Raw genomic sequence first — 22667 nt, 5'->3', positions numbered from 1 at the left:
AGCACAATGCCCTTCCTTTGCGCTCTATATGAAAAATTACTGCCATCAAGAAAACTGTGATAATGTGGAAGCAATCTATCGATGAAATGGATGGGACATGGACGCGAACCCGACGCTCGATCAATTGCAGGTGTTTTTGACGGTTGCTGAGACCGGCAGTTTTTCCGCCGCGTCACGGGCGCTCAATCGTGCTCAGTCGGTGGTCAGCTATACCATCGCCAATCTCGAGGCGCAGCTTGAAGTGACGCTGTTCGAGCGCAGCGGCGTGCGTCAGCCGAAGCTGACGGATGAAGGCCGCGCCATGCTGGAGGATGCAAGGCGCATCGTCGCCGGCCTGCAGGAGATGCGCGCCCGCGCCAAGGGGCTGAAGCAGGGGCTTGAGGCGGAACTCTCGGTCGCCATCAGCACCATGGTGCCGGCGGAGGCCATGGTGGCCGTGCTGCGGGATTTTCGCCAGCAATTCCCAACCGTCACCCTCAGCCTCAATGTCGGCGAGCTGGGCATGGTCATGGAGATGGTGCTCTCCCGCAAGGCAGGTATCGGCATTGGCGGGGCGATGCTGCGCCAGGACGATGAACTCGTCGTCGAAAAGGTCGGCCATTCCTTCATGTTGCCGGTCGTCGCGTCGGATCATCCGCTGGCGCAGATCGAGCGGCCGCTAGGCCTTGCCGATGTGCGCGAGGAGGTTCAGCTTGTCGTCACCGATGCATCCGGCCTGACCAAGGGCCGCGATTTCAATGTGCTTTCCTACAAGACATGGCGGGTCAGCGATATCGCCACAAAATACCAGCTCATCAAGGGCGGTCTGGGTTGGGGCGGTCTGCCCGCATCGATCGTTCGTAACGACATCACCAATGGCAGCCTCAAGGCGCTTGAACTCGAGGCCTATGAACAGGGCGAATATCCGCTCTTTGCGCTGCGGCGGATCGATTCGCCTGCCGGTCCGGCCGGCCAATGGCTTGCCGAAGCATTTCAGCAACGCCTCTCTGCCTGCCCGAACCACAAGGATTTCAACGGGATGCTTGCGGCGCACAAGCGGAGGACCATTCCTGTCGCCGCTGAGTGACATTGGCTAATTATATCTGGACCGAGCGGGGCCTGCTCGTTTCTTCTCCCCGGTGGGGAGAAGAAACGCGCGGCAACCTCGGCGCTATGCCAGCAAGGCCAATTGACGTGGGCGGGTCGCCTGCCTATACCTAAATCACGGTCAGCAGTTCACCGAGGCATCGCCGTCCCGCAAGGGAAGCTAAACCTGCATTTTCAAAGTTTGACAGCACTTATCCCGTGCCATGTCGGAAGCCGGCGATCAGCGACACCTTTTCGGAATGGCACTTGAGGGTAAGTCATGCCACGTTCGATCCTTTCCATTGATATCGCCGACCTCTCGACTTTCGCCAAATCCGTCCGCGAACAGATCGGCAGGCTGGACCGAAAGCCAAGCCATGTGGAGATGCTCAATCTTCTGAGCCGGGCTGCCGGGTTCCGAAATTTCCAGCATTTGCGAGCCTCGCGCGAGCCATCCGATGGCAGCGGACCATCCCGGCCAGAGATGCTGCCGGCAGCTAATGAGGGCAGGGTGCTGAAGACCGTTCGTGTCTTCGACGCTGCCGGCCGGCTGATGCAATGGCCGGCCCGCCGCTCCCAGCAGGAACTGTGCCTCTGGTATCTATGGGCGAAAATTCCCGCCGGGCGGAGCTTTTCAGAGCGCGAATTCAGCAGCTTTCTGGATAGGCTGCACCTGTTCGGGGATGCGGCCATGCTGAGGCGCGACATGGTCGGCCTCAAGCTCATCCGCCGTAACCGTGACGGCAGCGATTATCGGCGCATCGAGCAGAAACCGCCATTGGAACTGCCGCTTCTGCTGCGAGCGCTCGGTGGGCGCGGTTGAGGCGATAGCCCTCGGTATTGCCGATAGTTTCCATCAAACTCGACGTTATCCTCGGGCTCGTCCCGAGGATCTGCTACAGATTTATTTTGTTGACGTGGTTAGATCCTTGGGACAAGCCCAAGGATGACGGCAGAGCTTCACCCTGCCGCCAACAGTCGAAAGGCCGCAGCCCTCAAAGAACCAGACGGAACTTCGCGAAACCTTCCGCGCCGTCGCCGGCATCCTCGATCTTTGCGCCCTTGATATCGGCCGCATAGTGGCGGCCCTTGGGGCCGGTCTCGAAGATCGCCGTGGTATCGGCCACCGGCGCAAAGGACCAGTTCGCATCCGCAGACGGGTTGATGGTGCCCTGATCGATGATATAGCGCACGATCACGTCGCGGTTGGTATCGGGGGCCACGAAGATCACCTTGTCGCCGGCGATATCGGGGAATTTGCCGCCGCCGCTCGCCCGGTAATTATTGGTCGCCACCACGAATTTCTGCTCGGGATCGATCGGCTTGCCTTCAAATTGCAGGTTGACGATGCGGTTGCTGTCCGGGTTGACGGCCTTGCCGTCCTTGTCGAATTTCGCCGGTTTGGAAATGTCGATCTGATAGGTGACACCGTCGATGACATCGAAATTATAGGACGGGAAGTCCGCATTCAGCAGCGGCGCATCCTTTGCGCCGGCCTCGACCGTATTGAACATGCCGGCCGACATTTCCAGCCAGTTCTTCACCTGCGCGCCGTTGATCAGCACCGCCTGCACCGTGTTGGGGTAGAGGTAAAGATCGGCGACATTCTTGATGGCGATGTCACCGGCGGGGACATCGGTATAATAATCCGCACCGCCGCGACCGCCGGACTTGAAGGGGGCTGCCGCCGAAAGCACGGGCAGATCCTTATATTGCCCTTCCTTCAGCATGTCCTTGATGTACCAGGTCTGGGCATTGGAGACGATCTGCACGGAAGGATCGTCGGCCACCAGCGCGAAATAGGAATAGAGCGGCGCGGAGGTCTTGCCGACGGGACGGCGCACATAGGCAAGGGCCGCCTCGTGATCGGCCTTGGCGGCGGCGAGGACTTCCGCCTTGTCCGTGAAGTCGGCGACGACCTTGCGGTTTTCGTCGCGGTGGTAGATCGGCCGGGCTTCGGAGGTGAAGTCGACGATCTTCCAGCTCTTGCCGTCCTTTTCGAGCAGCAGGTCGATGAGACCCATATGCGAGCCCCAGAAACCGGCCATCACCGCCGGCTTACCCATCAGCGTGCCCTTGACGGCATCCGCACCCTCGATACCGTCCCAGGTCTTCGGACCGGGGAAAACCAGATGCTGGTGGCCGGTGAAGATCGCGTCGATGCCTTCGACACCCGCCAGATAAAGCGAGGCGTTTTCCATGCGCTCGGTCTGGCCCTTGCCGTCGATACCGGAATGGGAAAGGGCGATGACGATATCCGCACCTTCCTCCTTCATGACCGGAACCCAGGCTTTTGCCGCCTCGACGATATCACGCGTCTGCGCCTTGCCCTCGAGGTTCTTGGAATCCCACATCATGATCTGCGGCGGCACGAAGCCGATGATGCCGACCTTGACCGGGCTCGTCACGCCGCCGCCGTCGCGGATCTGCTTTTCCAGAATGACATAGGGCTTGAAGAACAGCTCGTCGTTCTTCGGATCGGAAGCAAGCTGGCCCTTGGTGAGGTTGGCGCAGACGTAAGGGAAACCCGCACCCGCCAGCGTGTTCGACATATAGTCGAGACCGTAATTGAATTCGTGGTTGCCGAGCGTGCCGCAATCGTAACCCAGCACGTTCATGGCGTTGATCACGGGGTGCTTGTCGCCGGCCTTCATGCCGCGCTCATAGGCGATATAGTCGCCGAGCGGGTTGCCCTGCAGGAAGTCGCCATTGTCCACCAGCATCGAGTTTCCGGCTTCGGCGCGGATGGTGTCTATGATCGAGGCGGTGCGCGCCAGTCCCATCGTGTCGTTCGGCTTGTCGGCGTAATAATCATAGGGAAAGACGTGAACATGGATATCGGTCGTTTCCATGATGCGCAGATGCGCCTGGTTGGCCGCCGCACGCGCAGCAAAAGGGTGCAGCATCACCAGCGCCGAGGTGGCTGCGAAGCCACCCAGAAGCGAACGGCGGGTGATGGGGTGGAGAGCGAGAAGCGACGACATGGGAACTCCTTCGGATGAAGCTTGCTCTGTCTTGAAAATTGACAGGGTAGAAGCAATCGCAGAGGAGTCCATCACCAAAATGACAGGCCCGTGACAGATGGGCCGGTTTTCAACCGTTTGATAAATTTTTTATCACGGGAGTGCGGCGCAGGTGTCGCCGCACCGGAGAATGCGCATCCTACGTTCTGTGCATTGCTGCTCTCAGGATCAGCGGGCCAGCGTCGGTTTCACTTCCTCGTGGAAGAAGCGGAAATAGGAAGAGAGCTGCGCCAGCGTGTTGGTGGAAAGCTTGAGCTGCAGGCCGAGGCGGTTCATGTGCTGCCATTGCACGACGCCCTCGATGAAGCCCAGATCCTCACTCTGCACCTTGACCCGGCTGCCCTTGGCGGCGGCGAAAGGCCCGTCCAGCTCGAGCGCCATTCCGGTGGCGGAAAGATCGACCACACGCCCTCTGGTCGACTGGCTGAAATAATGCACGGTCGCAAAAATCCTGGTCTTGCTGCGGGGCGCGGTCCGTGTCGCCATATTGAGGTTGTTTGTCATTTTGCTGCTCAAATCAATTGTTTCCGATACCTGCATCATGGCGCGGAAAACTTGAGAGCCATTTAGTTCTTCTCTTAAAATTGCATGTAATTGCCGATTATGCTGTGTCGATACGGCACTGATAGCAATTATTGCGGGCGGAGCGCACATGCACATAAGCGACATCCGCGCGTTCCAGAAGGTGCCGCGCGCGCGAAACGATCTCGTCTGTCGCCGTTACCGCGCCGGTGCCGTAGACGATGCGGTCATCGGCTCCATAACCGCGCACGATGTAATCGGGGCTGTCCAGCATCGGCGGAATGGCCTGCGTCTGCGGGTAGCGCTCACAGGCGTCGGCATGCAGAAACACCGGCCCCGTTTCCGCATAGGGCTGCAGCGAGGGAAAGGGCCGATAGGCGAGGATCAGCATCCCTTCGCTTTCGCCGATCTGACGCAGGCAGTGGCGACAGGGCATCTCGCCGGGAGAAACGGCCTTTTCCGGCGGATTGCCATAGGCGTCGGCGGCTCCCGCCCGGTAGGCTTCGGCTTGCTTGGCCGGCATTGCAGTGAAAACGAGATCGTTCATGGTAGAGACCTCCTGGGTTGGGATCGGCGTTGCTTCTTTGCAGCTATGGTCCCGAAACGGATCACTATCCACCCGATTCTTGAGAGGCGATGCAACCAGCCCATTGCGTGACTCGTTAGCTTCGGGAATCAGTGACGCTCCTCGTTCCCGGAAGGTCTGATTTTATGTTCCGTCGTTTTCTGGCCGCCGTTCCGCTGGCTTTCGTTTCGTTGACGGCTCCGCTTGAGGCCGAGGCGCAGGTCGCCTCCGGTCTCGATGGCCTGTCCGACGAACAGCTTCAGCAGGCGGTCAATTTCGTCATCGGCAATGCGATCTTCTCGCTTTATCACGAGGGTGCGCGCATGCTGATCTCGGATTTCGGAACGGCGGAGACGGCAAGTGTACAGGCCCCGGCCGATCAACTGGCTGGCACGCTCATCCTCCAGGCCAACGAGGAATGGCTCGACACCGCGCTCGTCAACGCCACGGACAGCTGGTATCTGGCGCGTGAGGCGGAGACTTTGCCTGAGCACGAAGCCCCGGTCTTCTCCGCGCTGGTGCCCGACAGGAGCCGCGATCGCAACATGGCCTGCCTGATGGTCGGCCGCGACAAGGACGGTTATGGCGATCTGGCCGCCATGATGGGGCTCAACAACGCCGAATTCGACAAATGCGCCGCCGCCTATCCGGGCGTCGCTTCGGCCTGGGAGAATTTTCTGAGCTCCCACCGCAGCCAGACGTCTTCCAGACTTTCCGTCAGCTACGTGCCGCCGCGCGACCCGGAGCTTGAGCCCTACGCCATCATGATCAAGGAATCGAAGGTTCTCGATCTCATCAGCCGCAGTTTTAGCAGCTATGGCCTGAAGGGGGACGTCAAGTTGGCGGCCAAATCCTGCGGCCGTCCCGACGTCTACTGGTCGGCGGAAAAGCGCGAGATCACCTATTGCTATGAACTCGGCAAGTTCCAGGCGGAACTGATTGCCGATCACCTGCTGAACACCGTCACCGAAGACAAGGGCGCTGCCGGTGGGCAAATCCCGACGGCCGCCGTTAATCTGGAACGGGAAATCTGAGGGCAGGATTGCCGGACGCTGGTAATCTGGCTTCCTGATATGGGAGGAGAGTGCCGTGCCGAAGATTGTCGTTCGCAATTTCGCCATCTCGCCTGACGGATACGGCGCGGGGCGAGAAGAGAGCAACTTTTCGAAGGGATGGATTCGCCTGCACTTGGTTATCGCTGCACGCTAACCGTGGCCGGCGAGGGCGCTACCCATCTGACTATCGACAAAGCGTGAGTGCTGCGTCCCCTTTCGCCGTCATTTCTGTGAACAAGCACGGGAATGAGGCTAGTGAACCGGCGCCCCTCAATTTCGCAGCGATATCTCCAGAAGCTCGGTATCGGCAAGCGGCTCCACCCAGGCCTCATAGGTGCCGACGGGCGAAAAGCCCATCATCTGGTAAAGCTGCAGCGCGCGCGGATGGTCGAGCGTGTTGGTGGTCACCGTCACCCGTTGCGGATTGTCCTGCCAGGCGGCGTAAAGCGCCTGCAACAGGAACCACTTGCCGACGCCTGCACCGATCGCCTCTTCCAGCAGCCCGAAATAGGACAGCTCGGTCACCTCGTCACTCGCCTTGTTCAGTTCGAAGAAACCGGCGGGCGCACCGTTCATATAAAGAACCGTGACGCTGTTTTTCGGATCGCGCAGGATGGCGGAAAGCTCGGCATCGCTCATGCGCATGCGCTTTTGCCAGTGCCAGCGTTTCCCCACCCGCCAGTAAAGATAGCGGTAGAAATGCAGGGGAATATTGTTGACCCGCATCAGCGCCGTCTGGATGTTCACGGGTATCGGCAGGCTGACCTTCGGCGGAGCCGTCATTTCGAGCTGTGTCACATGCGCCTTCAGCGGTCCGTGCGACAATGTGGGGATTGCATCCGCCGGACCCGTAACCACCGGCGTATCCTGCAATCCGCCCCATTCCGACCATGAGCCGTCATAAAGCGAATTATCCTTGTGACCGAGCGATTCCAGCGCCAGCGTAATGACGGCGGCGGTGACGCCCGAGCCGCAACTGGTGACGACGGGCTTCGAAAGATCGATACCGGCATCGGTCACCATCTTGCGGATGGCGGTGAGGTCCTTGAAGTGACCGTTTTCAGAAAAGGCCGTCGCGGGCAGGCTGCGTGCGCCGGGCATGTGGCCGGAACGCATGCCGGCACGCGGCTCGGCCTCGTCGCCCGTAAAGCGTCCGGCGCCACGGGCATCGGCAATCTGTTTTTCGCCGCTGTCGACAATGCCCCGCATGGCGTCAAGCGAGGTTACGCGCTTTTCGTTGAAATCAGGCGTGAAGGTTGCCGGCTCGATTTCCGGCATACCGGTTTCAAGCGGCCGGCCTTCGCGTTTCCAGCCATCGAGGCCGCCATCCAGCACATAGGCCTTGCGCACGCCCATCACCCGCAGCATCCACCACACGCGCGGCGCGGAAAAGAAGCCGGGGCCATCGTAAACCACGATCGTATCGGTGTCGCTGAGGCCAAGCGCACCGGCCTGTTCCGCGAAGAATTCCGGCGAGGGCAGGGAATGCGGCAGGCCGGTGGTATGATCGGCAATCTTGTCCTGATCGAAGAATACCGCACCGGGCAGGTGACCCGCCGCATATTCTTCCGCACCGTTGCGCTTGTGCGCCGGCAGATACCAGGAGGCATCAACGACACGAAACCCGGCCGTGCCGAGCTGCTTTTCCACCCAGTCCGCCGAAACGACGAAACGGCTCTTATCCGTGCTCACGATGTCTCTCCCAATCTCAGGCAACAGCTTCAGGCGCGCCGAAACGAATGCGGAACCGCCTGTTCTCCTTGCCCTTCTTTTCTATCTTGGCAATGTGAATATCGCCCACTTCCTGCGTTTCGGAAACATGGGTGCCGCCGCAGGGCTGGCTGTCGATGCTGGAATTTTCGCCGATGCAGACGAGGCTGACGCGGCCGAGGCCCATCGGCGGGCGCACATTCTTGGATTTGACGATACCCGGATTGGCCTGCAGTTCCTCGTCGGTGATCCATTGCAGGAAGACGGGATGGTTGGCTTTCACCAGCTCCATCAGCTTTGCCGTGACCTCATCCTTGTCGATGGTTTCCGACATGTCGAAATCGACACGCGATTCATCCTCGCCGACCGCCGCACCGGTAATCGGCCACTGGCAGACGACAGAGAGCAGATGACAGGCCGTGTGCATTCGCATCAGCTTGTAACGACGCGGCCAGTCTACATGCAGGGTGAGTTTTTCGCCGATATCAGGGGAAGGCTGGCCTTCGAGCGGCACATGGACGATCACGCTCTTGTCGGCACCGTTTCTGGTGATGCCGAGTTCGATGCGCGAACCATCGGCCCGCTCGAGAAAGCCGCTATCTCCCGGCTGTCCGCCGGAGGTGGCGTAAAAGCATGTCTGGTCCAGCTCTATGCCGCCATCCTCATGCACCGCCGTGACGATCGCTTCTGCGGTGGAAAGATAAAAATCGTCACGGAACAGGGCATTCACAGGCATTTCGGCATGTCCTCAAACGGTTTCGTACGGAACCGCAATCTCGCTTTTCGTCGCCAGCCACTGCGGAATCGGCAGCCCCTTGGAGCGCAGGAAATCCGGATTGAAAAGCTTCGACTGATAACGATTGCCGTAGTCGCACAGTATCGTCACGATTGTATGCCCCGGACCGAGCTCGCGGGCAAGGCGGATTGCGCCGGCGATGTTGATGCCGGAGGAGCCGCCGAGGCAAAGGCCCTCTTTCGTCACCAGATCGAACAGAACCGGCAGCGCCTCCGCATCGGAGACGCGGTAGGAAAAGTCAGGCGTAAAGCCTTCCAGATTGGCGGTGATGCGGCCCTGCCCAATGCCCTCGGTGATGGAAGAACCTTCGGACTTCAGGACGCCGTGCTTGTAGAATTCGTAAAGGGCCGCACCTTCAGGGTCGGCAAGGCCGATCTTGATGTCGGGGTTGAAATCGCGCAGGCCATCGGCCACGCCCGCAAGCGTCCCGCCGGAGCCGACGGAGCATATGAAGCCGTCGACCTTGCCATCCGTCTGGTCCCAGATCTCCGGGGCAGTCGTTTCGATATGGGCCTGACGGTTGGCGATATTGTCGAACTGGTTGGCCCAGATCGCGCCGTTCTCATCCGTCGCGGCAAGCTGTTTGGCCAGCCGGCCGGAAACCTTCACGTAATTATTCGGGTTGGAATAGGGAGCGGCCGGAACTTCGACCAGCTTGGCGCCAAGCAGCTTCAGCGCATCCTTCTTTTCCTGGCTCTGCGTCTCGGGAATGACGATGACTGTCTTGTAGCCGAGTGCATTGGCGACCAGCGACAGGCCGATGCCGGTATTGCCCGCAGTACCCTCCACGATGGTGCCGCCCGGTCGCAGCTGCCCGCGCCGTTCGGCATCGCGGATGATATAGAGCGCGGCCCGATCCTTCACCGACTGGCCGGGATTGAGGAACTCCGCCTTGCCGAGGATTTCACACCCCGTCGCTTCAGAGGCGGCTTTCAGGCGGATGAGCGGCGTGTTGCCGATGGCACTGAGCGCAGAGGAGTGAATGGTCATGATTGAGCCTTCTTGTCTGAGCGGAAATTAGGTGCCGTTATGTCCCGTTACAACCGCTTCAAGGCAAGAAATTATCTTCCCGGCTTTGGCTTCGCCACGCAAAATTTTGCCGATACCCAATTTTATGCGTTCTTCTTGACATCGGCATAGGCCGCAAGCGCTCTTTCCCGCGCCTTTCCATGGTCGATGATCGGCAGCGGATAGGTCTTGCCAAGTTCGATGCCCGCCTTCTTCAGCGCCTCTTTCGGTGCTTCGAACGGCTTGTGGATGTATTTCCGCTCGAGCTTTTCCAGCTCCGGCACGAAATGGCGCACATAATCGCCATCGGCGTCGAATTTTTCGCCCTGCAATATGGGGTTGAAGATGCGGAAAAACGGCGAGGCGTCCGCGCCCGAACCCGCCACCCATTGCCAGTTGGCGGCATTGGAGGCCGGGTCCGCATCGACCAGCGTGTCGCGGAACCATTTCTCGCCCTTCCGCCAGTCGATCAGCAGATGTTTGATGAGGAAGGACGCCACGATCATACGCACCCGGTTGTGCATGGTGCCGTGTTTCCACAATTGCCGCATGCCGGCATCGACGATCGGATATCCCGTCATCCCCCGGGTCCACGCCGTGAAGGATTTTTCATCGTCTCGCCAGCGGAAGGCGTCGAAACTGTCGTTCCAGTTCTTCTCGTCCAGTTCGGGAAAGTGAAACAGCAGGTGATAGCAGAATTCCCGCCAGACTATTTCCTTGCGAAAACGGCTGATATCGTTTGAGGCGATGTGTCGGGAAAGCCCCTTCGTCGCGTGCCAGACGGTAGAAGGCGATATTTCGCCGGACGCGAGATGCGGCGAAAGCAAAGAGGTTGCGTCCTTTGCCGGAAAGTCGCGGCCTTCTTCATAGCCCTTCAAAGCGCCATCGATGAAATCGTCGAGTTTTTCCCGCGCGCCGCCTTCGCCGGGAGACCAAATGTCGCCGAAGTGTTTCGCCCAGTCCGGCTTGGTGGGTAAGAGTTTCCAATCGCCAGGCTTTTCCGATTTCGGCCACGTCTTCGGCGCCTTCAGACGCTTCGGCGCATCCGCCGGCGCATGCGGCTCCTCGCCGCCCTCCAGCGCCCGCCAGAAGGGCGTATAGACCCGGTAGGGACCGCCGGATTTCGTCTGCAGCCGCGATGGCTCATGCAGCAGATGGCCGGAAAAGCTGCGGACCGTCAGGCCGTCATCCCGAAGCGTCTGTTTCAGCGCCTTGTCCGTCGCCATGCCGGCCGGATCGTATCGGCGGTTCCAGAATGCTGCCTCCGCACCGGTTTCCGATATCAGATGGCGCAACGTCTCGCCGGCGTCGCCGCTGAGAAGCACGAGGCGACTGCCGATTTTCTCCAGTGCGGCGGTAAGGGAGGTGAGGGAATGATGAAGCCACCATTCCTGTGCGCCGCCCAGCGGGCCGCATGATTTTTCCCTGATATAGACGGGGATGATGGGGCCGCCATGTTCCACGGCGGCAAGCAGGGCGAGGTTGTCCGAAAGGCGCAGGTCCTTGCGGAACCAGACGATGGCGGGGGAGGCTGTTGTCGGCATGAAAGGACCCGGTTCACTTCCGCTTGAACGAGTGTTGAAACGCTTTGTTCCGCAAATCGGCTAGAATGGAAAGATGGAGGTGCATGGTTTTTCGAGGGTTATTTTTTCGCCCTTGAAACCGCTGATAAAGGGAACCAACTGGAGGAGCCGGCGTTTGTCGCGGGTTAATAGAGCATGGAAGTGCAATCAATGTTGCTGAATGACGTTAAGTGGGAAAAGCCCGTTACCATCTCCCTTGAAAACGGTGCTCCCCGGATTTTCAATGGCGTTTACGAAGCCTTCGATTTTCTCCAGCACGAATGGCCTGAGCGTGGCGACAAGGTGCATGAACAGGCCCTGCGCCTGTGCCGCGCCTCGCTGATGGGCGACGTGGCGGGGGAAATTGCCCGCACGGCCTTCGTTGCCGCCAGCCGGCAGGCGCAGTGCCTTGTGGAAGAGCCGGGCAAAATCGCGTCCTGAACGGATTTTCGGAACTGATGTGTATAAGGCCACCCGCCAAAACGGGTGGCCTTGTTTGTTGAGGAGCAGGAAACGGGTTGTTTCGAATGCGGGATATGGCATCGTACATGCGAAAAAGCGGATGAGCGACGGCAATGAGCAACCACTACGGCTATATTGTTTTTCCCACAGCCCTCGGCCATTGCGGCCTTGCATGGGCGGGGCGGGGCATTGTGTGTTTGCAATTGCCCGGTTCTGATGCCGGCGAGACCGAAAAACTTCTCCAGAAGCGCCTGCCATCCGCCTCCATCGCCGTTCCCGAAACACGCACGCGTGAGGTGATTGCAATGATCACCCGTTATTTCGGCGGTGAGGAGATCGATTTTACCGCCGTCGAACTCGATCTCGTCGGGCAAGAGCGGTTTTTCCTCGATGTTTACGCCGTTGCGCGGCAGATCGGCTGGGGCGATACGACGACCTATGGCGGCATCGTAAAAACGCTTGGTCTCGGCATGGAAAAGGCACGCGATGTCGGCCAGGCCATGGCGAAAAATCCGGTGCCGCTGATCATTCCCTGCCACCGGGTTCTCGCCGCCGGCGGCAGGCTTGGCGGCTTCTCCGCACCGGGAGGCACCACCACCAAATTGCGTATGCTGGATCTTGAAAATGCCGGCCGCAGCCGCACTGACGAGGCGCAGGGCAGCCTGTTTTGAAGCAATGACAGATCAGCGCACAGGAATAGGCGTCTGATTTCTGCCCATTTCTCGTCAAATTGTCGCTAAATTGTCACAATACACGGGCGCCCTCTAACATAAGGGCGAGACGTTTGAGAGTATCCGCGTTAATTCTATCGGTTGCCTTGTCTTTTACAGTCGTTGCATCGGCCTCCGCCGGCATGCTGAACCAGGCAGAAAAATACACCGGACTGCATGAGTCCAAGAACAACAAGAGCCTCAAGAACATTCTTGGCGCAAATCCCCGCAGCACCCCATGGTGCGGCCTTTTCCTGCATGCGGTCGCCAGCAAGGCCGGCCGGCAATCTCCCAAATCCTATGGATTTGCGAAGTCGTGGACATCCTTCGGTTATGCCGTGCCCGTCAGTCAGGCGAAGCCCGGCGATGTCGTCGTCATTCGCAACGGACGTGGTTACCACGCCGGCATTTTGAAGAGCATGAGCGGCAAGACCGCCCAGATCCTCGGCGGCAACCAGTCCGGCCGGGTGCAGGTGTCGAACTTCAACCGCAAGGCCATCGTGTCGGTCCGTCGGTAAATCTCGTGACATTTTTGACGGCATTTTTTGATAAAGGCGGGCTTTGACCCGCCTTTTCCATTTTTGGGCCTAGGGTTGCTCTCTGGTGCCAGGTGCTGCGTCACGCTGGTCGTCGTCCTCAAGGTCTGTGGCGACGATGAAAGCGTCCTCGTGCTGCCTTGCAGCCTGCCGGCGTGCACGCAGGCTCATGCTCTCGTGCGGGTAAATCTCGCCATCTTTGGCTTTCAGCTCGCTGTCTGTTTCGAAACGCGCGACATCATCGTCCTCAATATCAAGCGGTTTGGTTTTCGGCTTCTGTGGGGTGGTCATGAAGCGATCTCCTGCTGGTTTCTGCAGGCCAAACGATCGGCGGACGATGACGGTTCCCTTTCTCGCGGAAATGCTCATTCGTCGCAGGCCAAGGCGGAACTAACTCTGGCTTTTTTTGTTTTTTCAATGGCACAATCAAAACCGGTGCAACGTAAACAGGGAGGTCCGTTATGAGCCATGACCGCGAAGCCGCAATCCGTGAAAAAGCGCGCGCAATATGGGAGAGGGAAGGAAGACCCGACGGGCATCATGAAAGACACTGGATCGAGGCGGAACGGGAGCTTTCCGCAGATGCGGAAGCGGCAAAGTCCAAAAGCGGAAATGGCGTGAAGAAGTCTGCTGCCACGAAGGCGCCTGCGAAGAAGACGCCCGCGAAAAAGGCAACTCCGGCAAAGGCCAAATCGCCCGCGGTAAAATCGCTTGAGAAAGAGCGGAAATCTACGGACAAGAACAAGGAAGACGATCTCACCGAGAGCCTTGAGGAGAGTTTTCCGGCAAGCGATCCTCCGGCGCTGACCAACGCCACGAAGGCGACGAAGCGGGCGGTCAAGAAGAACTGATCATTTGACGGCCGGATGATGGGGAAGTCACGACAATCCCCGAGAAGAACGGGGCGAATTGCAGCTGCACTTCGCTCTTCAAAACATGTTTTTGAGAGAAATGGCTCCCCGGGCCGGATTCGAACCGGCGACCTGTCGATTAACAGTCGAATGCTCTACCGCTGAGCTACCAGGGAACGTGCGCTGCTTGGCGCGGTGTGAGCGGGGTAATACAAATGCTTTTCCGATTTGCCAAGCGGTTTTTTCAAAAAAAACGCATTCCTCTTGTTTTATCCCTCCAGAGTCCCGATTTTCCGGGCTTATCGCCGGTGAAAAAATTATCCACAGGCCAGATGCAAAAGGGCAGGATGGAATGAAATTCGGTATCGACCACAGAACGCACCGCCTCCATGTCGGAAAATGGAGCCTTGCCATGCCGCGTTCGCGCGTCGGCAGGATTGCGACGGGCTCGGCGCTGGTGGTGGGCGGAACGCTGGGTTTCCTGCCCGTTCTCGGCTTCTGGATGATTCCGCTCGGTCTTATCGTGCTTTCCCACGATCTGCCGGCGGTTCGCCGCCAGCGGCGACGGCTGGCGGTCTGGTGGGCATCCCGGCAGAACCGTCGCGACACCCGCAATGGCGGCGGGCAATAGGCCTTATGCGCCGATGGAGCTGCTGATGCCCTGGCCAGCCCAGAAGGCCGCATAGGCGAGCGCTGCGAAATAAATCGCCGTCAGGCCCAGAAACAGGTAGCCGCCGAGCACGGTGACGCCATCCCTCTGGATCATCCCGGCCGAAAAAAGCAGGATCGCGACGCCTGGAAGGGTGTTGGAGAAGGGAATGAAGCCGAGCGGCATCATCAGCAATACGCCCGCCGTCATCAGCGCAAGCCCGTTTATGCGGTTGGCGATGATGCCGGTCGTCAGCGCGGGAATGCGCGGGCGAATGAAACCGTCGAGCTTGGAGACGATGGCGACGCCTTTTTGAAGGGCTGGAACGAGCTTTGCCGTCTCCATCTGCCGGTCGAGGATTTTCGCCGGCAACCATGGCAGGCGGTTGAGAGTGATTGCCAGGCTGACAAGGATGATCGCCGCACCAAAGACAGTACTGACGCCGGGAATGGAAACCGGAATGAGAAAGGGCAGGGAGGCGATTGCGCAGATAAGCAACAGGCCCTGTTCGCCGATCGCTTCCATCAACTCGCGCAACGTGATCGTCTGACCCTGCAGCTTTCCTATCAGCTTCTCCAGCGTCGTGCTGAGCTTTTCAGACGTATCAGTGAATGCGAATTCGTTCGTCATGCGGCTTCCCGGAAGTTGTTTAACTCCGGGATTGATAACATCCATCCGCCCCGATGCCTATCGCCGATAGAAAAGGAGCCTCATCACATTTGGTCGCGCGGTTCGCCTGGATCAGTGCGAAACCCAGTTGCTGTAGGCGCCCGCAAGAAGAACCACCAGCAGAATGACAAGTATGACCGGATTGATCGATGTAACGAAGTTTACATAGTCCATGATAACTTCCTCCTCTTTCCTCCACCTTCTATTCTACAGCAAAAAGGCGAGTTCATCTACCGCAGGGTGAAATTTCGCATTGCAACAACCGCCTTGCGGTGAGGGCTGGAAATGCTCGTATTTATGATTTTTTGCGATGCAAAAATAAATTTTCCAACATTTGCCATTCTCTTGCGTTGTCTCTAATCCTCATTCGGGCCGGTCTCTCCGGCCCGCCGGCAACCGCATGAATCACCGCCGATATGCCTTGGCTCCCGCCTGCCTTCACTCCGCAACACTCTTCCCCGGAGACACGACATGCTGAAAAACATCTATGCCTGGACGATGGCGCTCGCCGCGCGCAAAACCGCCGTGTGGTGGCTGGCAATCGTGGCTTTCGTGGAAAGCTCCATCTTCGTCGTGCCAGCCGATGTGCTTTTTCTGCCCATGGTGCTGGCCAGGCCGAAAAAGGCGATGTTTTATGCGCTCGTGGCAACTGTCGCCTCGGTTCTCGGCGGCATTGCCGGCTGGTTTCTCGGCCACTATGCCTTTGAAAGCATCGCGCGGCCCATTCTCGAATTTTACGGCAAGCTCGACAGCTTCGAGCATCTGAAGAACTCGGTCGACTACGAGACCATCGTTCTCCTGCTGGTGACATCGGGGCTCGCGCATCTGCCGCCGATCAAGGTCGTGACTATCCTTTCCGGCGCGGCCAATATCAGCCTTGGCCTGTTCATTCTTTCGGCGGTCGTCACGCGCGGCGCGCGCTTTTTCATCCTTGCCGGATTGCTGCAGAAATACGGGGAATCGGTGCGCCATTTCATCGAAAAACGCCTTGGCGCCATCACCGCGGCAGCGGCCGCCGCACTCATCGCGGTCTATGCGGTTTACGTTTTCGTGCGTTGATCAAGCGCAAATTTTCTACTCTTACAATACTGTCGCATAACTTTCAGCTTACTGTCAGAATCCGCCTGTATCGGTTCTCTCGTCGAATGAGGGAACCGTTTTATTATGACAAGATTCTGGAAGTGCTCCTTTTGGGGCATGGGTATTGCTGTGCTTGCGGCAGGCGGTTATCTCTACGCAATTCAGCTCCTGGGCAATTTTCACGAGGTTGTCGCGGGGCAGCTTTATCGCTCCAACCAGCCGAGCAATGAGCAGCTCGTCCGCTATACCAGGGACCACGGTATCAGGACGGTCATCAATCTGCGCGGCGCGAACGAATCCAAGGCCTGGTATCGCGATGAGGTCGAAACCGCCCGCGAGCTCGGACTTAATCATATCGATTTCGGCATGTCGGCAAGCCAGGAGCTCGACATGAACAGGGTCAACGAGCTGGTCGCCATCATGCGCGATGCGCCGAAGCCCATTCTCATTCATTGCAAGGCAGGTGCGGACAGGACAGGCCTCGCCACCGCGCTCTATCTCAGCCGCGTGGCAAAGCTTGATGAGGAACAGGCGGAAAGCCAGCTTTCCTTCCGCTTCGGCCATATCGGCATTCCCTATCTCTCGGAAACCTACGCCATGGACCGAACGTGGGAGAACGCGGAAAAGATGCCCGTCGTCGACGATTTCGCTATCGCCTCCAATGAATATTGAGCAAAGGCTTCGAGCGGATGGTGTAGGCAACGGATGCCGGCGCCGCCTTTGTCTGGACATCCAGCGGGGCCTTAAGCTTGTCGCTTTGCCTTGGCAGCCTTTAGCCGACACGGTTTGGGTTGCCTTGTGCCTGAAGACCTAATCGATCACCTGGCTTGCCGGCATGTGTCATGGTGCCCAAAAGACGGTGGCAGAGACAATTCTAATTCGGTCCCCCGCCCGGCGTCCATCCGCGCGTATATCCCTTTCCCATAATGGCGACCGCCAGGGAAAGCTGTTCCTGCAGATGCTCGATTTCGCCGAGAAGGGCTTCGACAGCCGCCTTCGCATCGCCGTCATGACACTGGATGACATATCCGGCTATGTCGTCAGGCCGTATGGGGGTGATTTTTTCAGCGTCGGACATAGTGGATGACCTCTCTTTTGTTCACTAAATGTTCTAATTTTAGCAGAGAGTCAACAAGGCAATGGGCGTCGCCCTTTACAGTCCGGCACTGCGGAGTTGAACGTTAGTGGACAGAGGGATCCTCGCCATCCAGAAAGCTGCGAATCCCGTCTTTCTCACACGTGGCCAGGAATTCTTCCCAGGCGTCTTTGTCGGTCGCGAAGGGTTCGTCCCAGGTGGTGACATCGTCGTGCTCGCTGATGACCTCGAGCGTCCAATCCTGCTGGGTGCCAGCGGGCCGGTAGATATCAACCAGAACCGTGATACCGTCGTCTTCAAACTCGCCCGAGAATTCTGAGTGTTCTATTTTCGTTTTTTTGGCCATCTCGGCACACCTCATTCTCAGGCCTGGACAAACGTATAGCCCAATCCGGGCTTTTAATTCGCGCATGGCGCGGGTTACCAGATAGCTGAAACAAATATAGCCAGCTCTGGGGGAACTGGCTATCTATCTGATTTTAATGGTCGGAGCGGCGGGATTCGAACCCACGACCCCTTGACCCCCAGTCAAGTGCGCTACCGGGCTGCGCTACGCTCCGAACCTGAAAGCCGTTTATATATAAGCCTGTTAGGGCGCAAGCGGAAAATGGTCTTTTCATAAAAAAAGGAGCAAAGGGTGTGGATGGCGCAGAAGGGGACTAAGCAGCCCGGATGGGCGGCCGTCAAACGCATGACACATCCTCTTTCCATCATTGTCGGAACAAGCCGCCCGCTTCGGCGTTCAATCGCAGCGGAATTGAAACTCAGGGAGACGAACTATGTCCGAACTCGTCGTTGTTGGTTTTGACGGAACGGAAGTGGCCGACAGGGTGCTTCTGAAGCTTGCAGGCCTGAAAAAGGAATATCTGGTCGATCTGGAAGATGCCGTGGTTGTCGTTCGCGATGAAGACGGCAAGGTGCATCTGAAACAGAGCGTCAATCTGACGGCGATCGGTGCAAGCTCCGGTTTCCTGTCCGGCGGTCTCTGGGGCGGCCTCGTCGGCCTGCTGTTCCTCAATCCGCTGGCGGGATTTGCCATCGGCGGCGCCATCGGTGCCGGTACGGGCGCTCTTGCGGGCTCGCTGACGGATTTCGGTATCGATGACGATTTCATCAAATCGCTCGGCGAGACCATTCCCAACGGTTCTTCGGCACTGTTCGTGCTGATCCGCAAGGTACAGCCGGAAAAGGTGCTGGCGGAATTCGAAGGCCTGCGCGGTCGGGTCATCAAGACGTCGCTGTCGCCGGCGCAGGAAGCGCAGTTGCAAAAGGCGCTTTCCGGCGGAGCCGAACCGGCTGCCGCACCTGCCGTCTGAGCAGACGATGAAAGCGAGGCTGCGGCAGGTTCCATGTCGCAGCCATCCGCTCAGGCATCGGGGAATTCGGCTTATACGGTCAAAGTGCCGTTTTTCGCCTGCGGCCAGGTGAGATAATAATAGCGGCTGCCGACGCTGCCGAAAAACGCGTTGTCGCCGGAAATGGTATCGACATAGGCGCCGGTTTCGCTTCTCGCATAGGCCGAGCCGTCGCGCTTGAGATGGTCTTTCAGAAAGTCGCTCCATCCCGTCATGGCGATATCTGAGGCCGGTCTGGAGGTGGTTTCTGTATCGGAGGCCACATCCCAGGCCTTGATTTGCGCACCCTCGGCGGGATCGGAGACGGTCAGCGTGCCGGCCGTCAAAGCCTCCAGCATGGCCTTGGCCTGCGAAGCCTTGTCCGGATCCGCGGCCAGCTCTTCCAGCGTCTCCTTCAGCTCCTTCATGAAATCGGCCTTGGTAATATCGCCTGAAGAAAGCTGGGTGTCCGTGTCGTCGGTCTGCGTATCCTCGTTCGAGGTCTGGGCATATTGCGCCAGAAGCTGCGTGAGCCGCGTGTTGGTGGAAGACGAGGAGGAGGTGGTGTCCAGCCCGTAGGAATCGAGGAGAGACGTCCGCGTCGAGGAGGAGGATGTGGCGGCGGAATTGTCTTCCTGCTCCTTGATGGCCTTGAGGGCCAGTCTGGTGGCGGTGAGGCGTGTGGACAGGTCGATGGAGGAGACCATTGCGCTAGCTGTTTCCTTGATCGGGCGATACGCATCATTCGTACCGAACCGGCTCGGCGGGCATCGATCCCGCCTTTCGTCTCCTCTCATAAGAAGACCGGGCGAATCCCGACCGTGTTCGGCTTGGGATGCACCCGGTCTTAATGGCCGGACTTTGCGCGACGCTTGCGGATCAATTCTCCTGAACGGAGACGCCGTTAGGGCCGATATTCATCTCGATCCCCTTCGGCTTGCTTTCCTCGTGCCAGACATAGATGCCGAGGCCTGCGATGACCACGATGAGCGCGCCGATGATGAGATAGAGATTATTGGTCTGCGTCATTAAGATGTCTCCCCGTTTGACAATCAGAATCCGGGGCTAAACGCATGAAATGGCGTAAGGTTCCGTAAGGGCAAGCGTTTTAGGCGGCACGCGTGCGGCGGCGCAGGTTTTCGCGTTTTTCAAGCGCCATGCATCCCCACAATATGCCGAGCAGCAGGAAGAAGTGTCGCCAGTGGTCGGTATCGATGACGGCGCCGATCATCACATGCCCGACGAAGGTTACCCAGGAAATGATGAGGAACGGCTGCCAGGGCCGTGGCCGCAGCAGATGCCTGAAACCCGCGGCGATGGTCCAGCAGATCAACACGAGATAGATCACGAAACCGAACCAGCCATGCGTCGTCAGGCTCTTCAACCAGATATTATGTTCGGCGGCGGGAAAGATATTGTCGAACACCATGGGGCCGATACCGAGCGGGTGTTCCATGGCGAGCAGGAAGCCGAGATAGTGGCGGGCAAAACGCCCGAGATGGCCGCCGTCATAAGATTGCACCGCCGAAGCGCGGCTGGAGAACAGATCCGCCACCTGCTTGAACTGCAACGCGATGATGACCGCCGCGACCATCAGCCCGGCGGCGACGAGAAACAGTACGAGAATCTTCAGGCGAAACGCGGCCGTCCGCTCCTTCAGCAGCATCACGAAGACGAGGAGGATGGTGGCGAACAGAAACAGGCCCCAGGCCGCGCGCGAGAACGACAGGAACACAGCAAGCGACAGGATGAGCAGCCCGGCGATCCGCCAGGGCGCATGCATCGCCTTGCCGGTGAGAAGGCCGTAAATGAGGTAAAGCGAGGGCGTCACCAGAAAGGGACCGAAAACGTTCGGGTCCTGAAAGGCGCCCTTGGCGCGGTCGTAAAGGGTGAAGACCTCGAAACCCGGAATGGCGTGGAAATATCCGATGATGCCGAGCAGGGCGGTGATCAGCGCCGCCGCAAGCCAGGCCCGGAAAATCAAAAGCAGCCGCTGGTATTTGTCCTCTATGATTGCCGCGTAAAAAACCGAGGTCAGCGCCAGAAAGGTCGAGACGGCGAGATAAAGCGGTCCCTCGTCCAGATCGGCCATGGTGGTGAGCGAAAGATAACCGCCGACATTGAAGGCAAGCAGCAGGCACAGAAGCAGGATGACGGTGCGCGAAAGGCGAAGGCCGAGCAGGAACCACAGGGCAACCTGTCCCACCATCATCAGCTCATAGGGCGCCGGCTCGGAAATGACGAAACCGGAAAGGAACACGCCGAATGCGATGAAGAACGAACCGACGAGCCGCATGGCGGCCAGCGGCGCGTCGAAATCCGGTGCGTGCTGGTAGCCGGTGTGGGTCAATAGGCGTTTTCCGATTTCAGCAGCCGTATCGGCGTGAGGAACAGGATCTTCAGATCGAGGAACAGCGACCAGTTCTCGATGTAATAAAGATCGTATTCGGTGCGGAACTTGATCTTGTCGCCATGGTCGATCTCTCCGCGCCAGCCGTTGATCTGCGCCCAGCCGGTAACACCGGGCTTGACCTTGTGGCGCGCGAAATAGTGCTCCACCACCTCGGTATATTTCAGGTCGCCCGTCTGGGCATGAACGGCATGCGGACGCGGCCCGACCAGCGAAAGGTCGCCATAAAGAACGTTGAAAAGCTGCGGCAGCTCGTCCATCGAGGATTTGCGCAGGAAGCGGCCGACGGGCGTGACGCGCGGGTCGTTCTTCGTCACGGCCTTTTTCGCCGTCGGATCGCTGAGTTCCGTATACATGGAACGGAACTTCCAGACGTTGATCGTCTCATTGTTGAAGCCGTGGCGCTTCTGCTTGAAAAGGACCGGGCCTTTCGAGGTTGTTTTCACGGCAATTCCCGCGCCCACCATCACCGGCCACAAAAGGGCGATGCCGATGAGACTGAAGGTGATGTCGAACACCCGTTTCGCCACCGAATCCCAGTCGCGGATCGGCTTGTCGAACACATCGAGCATCGGCACCTTGCCGACATGGGAATAGGCGCGGGGGCGGAAACGCAATTTATTTGCATGCGCCGCGATGCGGATATCGACCGGCAGCACCCACAGCTTGCGCAGAAGCTGGAGAATGCGCGCCTCGGCGCTGAGCGGCAGGGCAATGATCAGCATGTCCAGCTTCGTCAGTCGGGCAAATTCCACCAGCTCCGCAAAGGTGCCAAGCTTGGGATAGCCGGCGACAACCTCGGGAGAACGGGCGCTTTTCCGGTCATCGAAGATCCCGCAGATGCGGATATCGTTATCGGACTGCTGCTCCAGCGAGCGGATGAGGTCCTTGGCGGTATCGCCGCCGCCGACGATGACGGCACGGCGTTCCATGACGCCGTTGCGGCCCCAGTGGCGAATGGCGAAGCCGAGGATCAGCCGTCCGGCGAAGATCGCCACCGCACCCGTTGCATACCAGATGCCGAAGGCCTGCCAGGAATGCAGCGCATCGGGAAAGAAGAGGAGAAGGAAACAGGCAATTCCCACGAAGGAGAGGCACACGGCGCCCTGAATGCGGGCGAACATCTTCAGCGGCGTGCGCAGCGTCGGAAGCTGATAGCAGTCACCGGCCTGCAACAGAAACACGCAGAGCGCCGCCCCCAGCACGCCGCCGCCGAAAACCGACAGGAAGGTTTCGAGACCGCGATCGGCTGCTATGCCGTTGACGATGGCGGCGATGACGACGAGCATCGTGAATTCCAGAAGCCGCAATTGCCCGATCACCATGTTGGGCGAATGGTTGCCGGCGCGAAGCTGGTTGGCGATCTGCCGTGCAAGCGGATTGAGAACGACGGTTTCGGAGGCCGAAGCCCCGCCGGCTTCATGGTCGGAGAGTTTCTTGCGCAATGACGCCAGATCGAATTGCAGCCTGTCCTTGTCAGTCTTGGTCATTGCCTTGGTCCGCACCCTCCAGCGCATCGGCCTTAAAATCGCATTGGATTTTCGACCGGAACGATGCGCAACCT

The 22667-nt window shown here is 58.8% G+C and carries 26 protein-coding genes and 2 tRNA genes; 11 read left to right on the top strand and 17 right to left on the bottom strand.

Annotation, left to right across the window (positions count from 1 at the left end; all coding sequences use genetic code 11):
• The first annotated feature begins 97 nt into the window (after positions 1 to 97).
• Both EM858_RS06235 and EM858_RS06230 read left to right on the top strand, forming a co-directional pair.
• Positions 98 to 1066, top strand: coding sequence for a LysR family transcriptional regulator (locus tag EM858_RS06235; RefSeq protein WP_127756167.1), 969 nt, complete (start codon positions 98 to 100; stop codon positions 1064 to 1066).
• Between the two features lie 279 nt (positions 1067 to 1345).
• Positions 1346 to 1888: a DUF2087 domain-containing protein gene (locus tag EM858_RS06230; protein ID WP_127756166.1), complete on the top strand. Its 543-nt coding sequence runs from the start codon at positions 1346 to 1348 to the stop codon at positions 1886 to 1888.
• 172 nt (positions 1889 to 2060) lie between these two features.
• Here EM858_RS06230 and EM858_RS06220 read toward each other — a convergent pair whose 3' ends face one another.
• From EM858_RS06220 to EM858_RS06210, 3 genes are all read right to left on the bottom strand, one after another.
• On the bottom strand, positions 2061 to 4049 hold the full coding sequence (locus tag EM858_RS06220; RefSeq protein ID WP_127756164.1) for a bifunctional 2',3'-cyclic-nucleotide 2'-phosphodiesterase/3'-nucleotidase: 1989 nt from the start codon (positions 4047 to 4049) through the stop codon (positions 2061 to 2063).
• Between the two features lie 207 nt (positions 4050 to 4256).
• Entirely contained in the window at positions 4257 to 4592 is a 336-nt protein-coding gene (locus tag EM858_RS06215; protein ID WP_003502271.1) for a PilZ domain-containing protein, read from the bottom strand.
• 97 nt (positions 4593 to 4689) lie between these two features.
• Positions 4690 to 5157 (bottom strand): DUF1203 domain-containing protein, encoded by a 468-nt coding sequence (locus tag EM858_RS06210; RefSeq protein ID WP_127756163.1) that lies wholly within the window; start codon positions 5155 to 5157, stop codon positions 4690 to 4692.
• A 164-nt stretch (positions 5158 to 5321) separates the two neighbouring features.
• On the opposite strand from EM858_RS06210, the gene EM858_RS06205 reads away from it, so the two are divergent.
• Positions 5322 to 6209, top strand: coding sequence for a DUF4344 domain-containing metallopeptidase (locus tag EM858_RS06205; RefSeq protein ID WP_127756162.1), 888 nt, complete (start codon positions 5322 to 5324; stop codon positions 6207 to 6209).
• Positions 6210 to 6500: 291 nt separating this feature from the next.
• Here EM858_RS06205 and sseA read toward each other — a convergent pair whose 3' ends face one another.
• The 4 genes from sseA to EM858_RS06180 form a co-directional block, all read right to left on the bottom strand.
• On the bottom strand, positions 6501 to 7922 hold the full coding sequence (gene sseA, locus EM858_RS06195; RefSeq protein ID WP_127756161.1) for a 3-mercaptopyruvate sulfurtransferase: 1422 nt from the start codon (positions 7920 to 7922) through the stop codon (positions 6501 to 6503).
• Positions 7923 to 7938: 16 nt separating this feature from the next.
• Complete coding sequence (locus tag EM858_RS06190) at positions 7939 to 8676, bottom strand: alanyl-tRNA editing protein (RefSeq protein WP_080817217.1); 738 nt, start codon at positions 8674 to 8676, stop codon at positions 7939 to 7941.
• Positions 8677 to 8688: 12 nt separating this feature from the next.
• Complete coding sequence (locus tag EM858_RS06185) at positions 8689 to 9726, bottom strand: cysteine synthase A (RefSeq protein ID WP_020810800.1); 1038 nt, start codon at positions 9724 to 9726, stop codon at positions 8689 to 8691.
• Between the two features lie 122 nt (positions 9727 to 9848).
• Entirely contained in the window at positions 9849 to 11288 is a 1440-nt protein-coding gene (locus EM858_RS06180) for a deoxyribodipyrimidine photo-lyase (RefSeq protein ID WP_127756160.1), read from the bottom strand.
• Positions 11289 to 11477: 189 nt separating this feature from the next.
• Here EM858_RS06180 and EM858_RS06175 point away from each other — a divergent pair, with 189 nt between their 5' ends.
• From EM858_RS06175 to EM858_RS06165, 3 genes are all read left to right on the top strand, one after another.
• Complete coding sequence (locus EM858_RS06175; protein ID WP_003521573.1) at positions 11478 to 11747, top strand: DUF982 domain-containing protein; 270 nt, start codon at positions 11478 to 11480, stop codon at positions 11745 to 11747.
• A gap of 134 nt (positions 11748 to 11881) precedes the next feature.
• The gene (locus tag EM858_RS06170) at positions 11882 to 12439 is read left to right on the top strand and encodes a methylated-DNA--[protein]-cysteine S-methyltransferase (RefSeq protein ID WP_127756159.1); all 558 of its coding nucleotides are present in this window, start codon (positions 11882 to 11884) and stop codon (positions 12437 to 12439) included.
• A gap of 113 nt (positions 12440 to 12552) precedes the next feature.
• A complete protein-coding gene (locus tag EM858_RS06165) occupies positions 12553 to 12996 on the top strand; it encodes a TIGR02594 family protein (RefSeq protein WP_080817213.1) in 444 nt (147 codons plus the stop codon).
• 69 nt (positions 12997 to 13065) lie between these two features.
• Here the strand turns inward: EM858_RS06165 and EM858_RS06160 are convergent, their stop codons facing one another.
• Complete coding sequence (locus tag EM858_RS06160; protein WP_127756158.1) at positions 13066 to 13305, bottom strand: hypothetical protein; 240 nt, start codon at positions 13303 to 13305, stop codon at positions 13066 to 13068.
• A gap of 170 nt (positions 13306 to 13475) precedes the next feature.
• Between EM858_RS06160 and EM858_RS06155 the strand changes: the two genes are divergently transcribed.
• Positions 13476 to 13865, top strand: a complete 390-nt coding sequence (locus tag EM858_RS06155; RefSeq protein ID WP_127756157.1) for a DUF2934 domain-containing protein — start codon at positions 13476 to 13478, stop codon at positions 13863 to 13865.
• A gap of 101 nt (positions 13866 to 13966) precedes the next feature.
• Here EM858_RS06155 and EM858_RS06150 read toward each other — a convergent pair.
• A tRNA-Asn gene (locus EM858_RS06150) sits at positions 13967 to 14041 on the bottom strand.
• A gap of 176 nt (positions 14042 to 14217) precedes the next feature.
• Between EM858_RS06150 and EM858_RS06145 the strand changes: the two genes are divergently transcribed.
• Positions 14218 to 14496 (top strand): hypothetical protein, encoded by a 279-nt coding sequence (locus tag EM858_RS06145; RefSeq protein ID WP_080817210.1) that lies wholly within the window; start codon positions 14218 to 14220, stop codon positions 14494 to 14496.
• A gap of 3 nt (positions 14497 to 14499) precedes the next feature.
• Here EM858_RS06145 and EM858_RS06140 read toward each other — a convergent pair whose 3' ends face one another.
• Entirely contained in the window at positions 14500 to 15144 is a 645-nt protein-coding gene (locus EM858_RS06140; RefSeq protein WP_003521567.1) for an exopolysaccharide biosynthesis protein, read from the bottom strand.
• A 510-nt stretch (positions 15145 to 15654) separates the two neighbouring features.
• Here EM858_RS06140 and EM858_RS06135 point away from each other — a divergent pair.
• Entirely contained in the window at positions 15655 to 16242 is a 588-nt protein-coding gene (locus tag EM858_RS06135) for a YqaA family protein (RefSeq protein ID WP_059752579.1), read from the top strand.
• Positions 16243 to 16380: 138 nt separating this feature from the next.
• Positions 16381 to 16935 carry a dual specificity protein phosphatase family protein gene (locus tag EM858_RS06130; RefSeq protein WP_162936677.1) on the top strand — a complete coding sequence of 185 codons (555 nt, stop codon included), beginning with the start codon at positions 16381 to 16383 and terminating at the stop codon, positions 16933 to 16935.
• Positions 16936 to 17137: 202 nt separating this feature from the next.
• Here EM858_RS06130 and EM858_RS06125 read toward each other — a convergent pair whose 3' ends face one another.
• From EM858_RS06125 to EM858_RS06115, 3 genes are all read right to left on the bottom strand, one after another.
• Positions 17138 to 17341 carry a hypothetical protein gene (locus EM858_RS06125; RefSeq protein WP_080817208.1) on the bottom strand — a complete coding sequence of 68 codons (204 nt, stop codon included), beginning with the start codon at positions 17339 to 17341 and terminating at the stop codon, positions 17138 to 17140.
• Positions 17342 to 17444: 103 nt separating this feature from the next.
• Entirely contained in the window at positions 17445 to 17705 is a 261-nt protein-coding gene (locus EM858_RS06120) for a hypothetical protein (protein WP_020811146.1), read from the bottom strand.
• A 137-nt stretch (positions 17706 to 17842) separates the two neighbouring features.
• Positions 17843 to 17919, bottom strand: a tRNA-Pro gene (locus EM858_RS06115).
• A gap of 219 nt (positions 17920 to 18138) precedes the next feature.
• On the opposite strand from EM858_RS06115, the gene EM858_RS06110 reads away from it, so the two are divergent.
• Positions 18139 to 18675, top strand: a complete 537-nt coding sequence (locus EM858_RS06110; protein WP_003521556.1) for a DUF1269 domain-containing protein — start codon at positions 18139 to 18141, stop codon at positions 18673 to 18675.
• Positions 18676 to 18746: 71 nt separating this feature from the next.
• Here the strand turns inward: EM858_RS06110 and EM858_RS06105 are convergent, their stop codons facing one another.
• The 4 genes from EM858_RS06105 to uppE form a co-directional block, all read right to left on the bottom strand.
• Positions 18747 to 19400 carry a hypothetical protein gene (locus EM858_RS06105; protein ID WP_127756156.1) on the bottom strand — a complete coding sequence of 218 codons (654 nt, stop codon included), beginning with the start codon at positions 19398 to 19400 and terminating at the stop codon, positions 18747 to 18749.
• A gap of 172 nt (positions 19401 to 19572) precedes the next feature.
• Positions 19573 to 19722: a hypothetical protein gene (locus EM858_RS06100; RefSeq protein ID WP_003521552.1), complete on the bottom strand. Its 150-nt coding sequence runs from the start codon at positions 19720 to 19722 to the stop codon at positions 19573 to 19575.
• A gap of 79 nt (positions 19723 to 19801) precedes the next feature.
• The gene (gene uppF / locus EM858_RS06095) at positions 19802 to 21043 is read right to left on the bottom strand and encodes a polysaccharide biosynthesis O-antigen ligase family protein UppF (protein WP_127756155.1); all 1242 of its coding nucleotides are present in this window, start codon (positions 21041 to 21043) and stop codon (positions 19802 to 19804) included.
• On the bottom strand, positions 21040 to 22593 hold the full coding sequence (uppE, locus tag EM858_RS06090) for a polysaccharide biosynthesis glycosyltransferase UppE (protein ID WP_080852228.1): 1554 nt from the start codon (positions 22591 to 22593) through the stop codon (positions 21040 to 21042). Before uppE ends, uppF begins: the two co-directional genes overlap by 4 nt.
• Positions 22594 to 22667 lie beyond the last annotated feature (74 nt).

This window comes from Agrobacterium sp. CNPSo 2736 (assembly GCF_004005385.1).
In the GTDB taxonomy this organism is placed as follows: Bacteria; Pseudomonadota; Alphaproteobacteria; order Rhizobiales; family Rhizobiaceae; genus Agrobacterium; species Agrobacterium leguminum.
The sequence above is the reverse complement of the archived record's forward strand: the minus strand, read 5'-3'. Positions and strand labels throughout refer to the sequence as shown.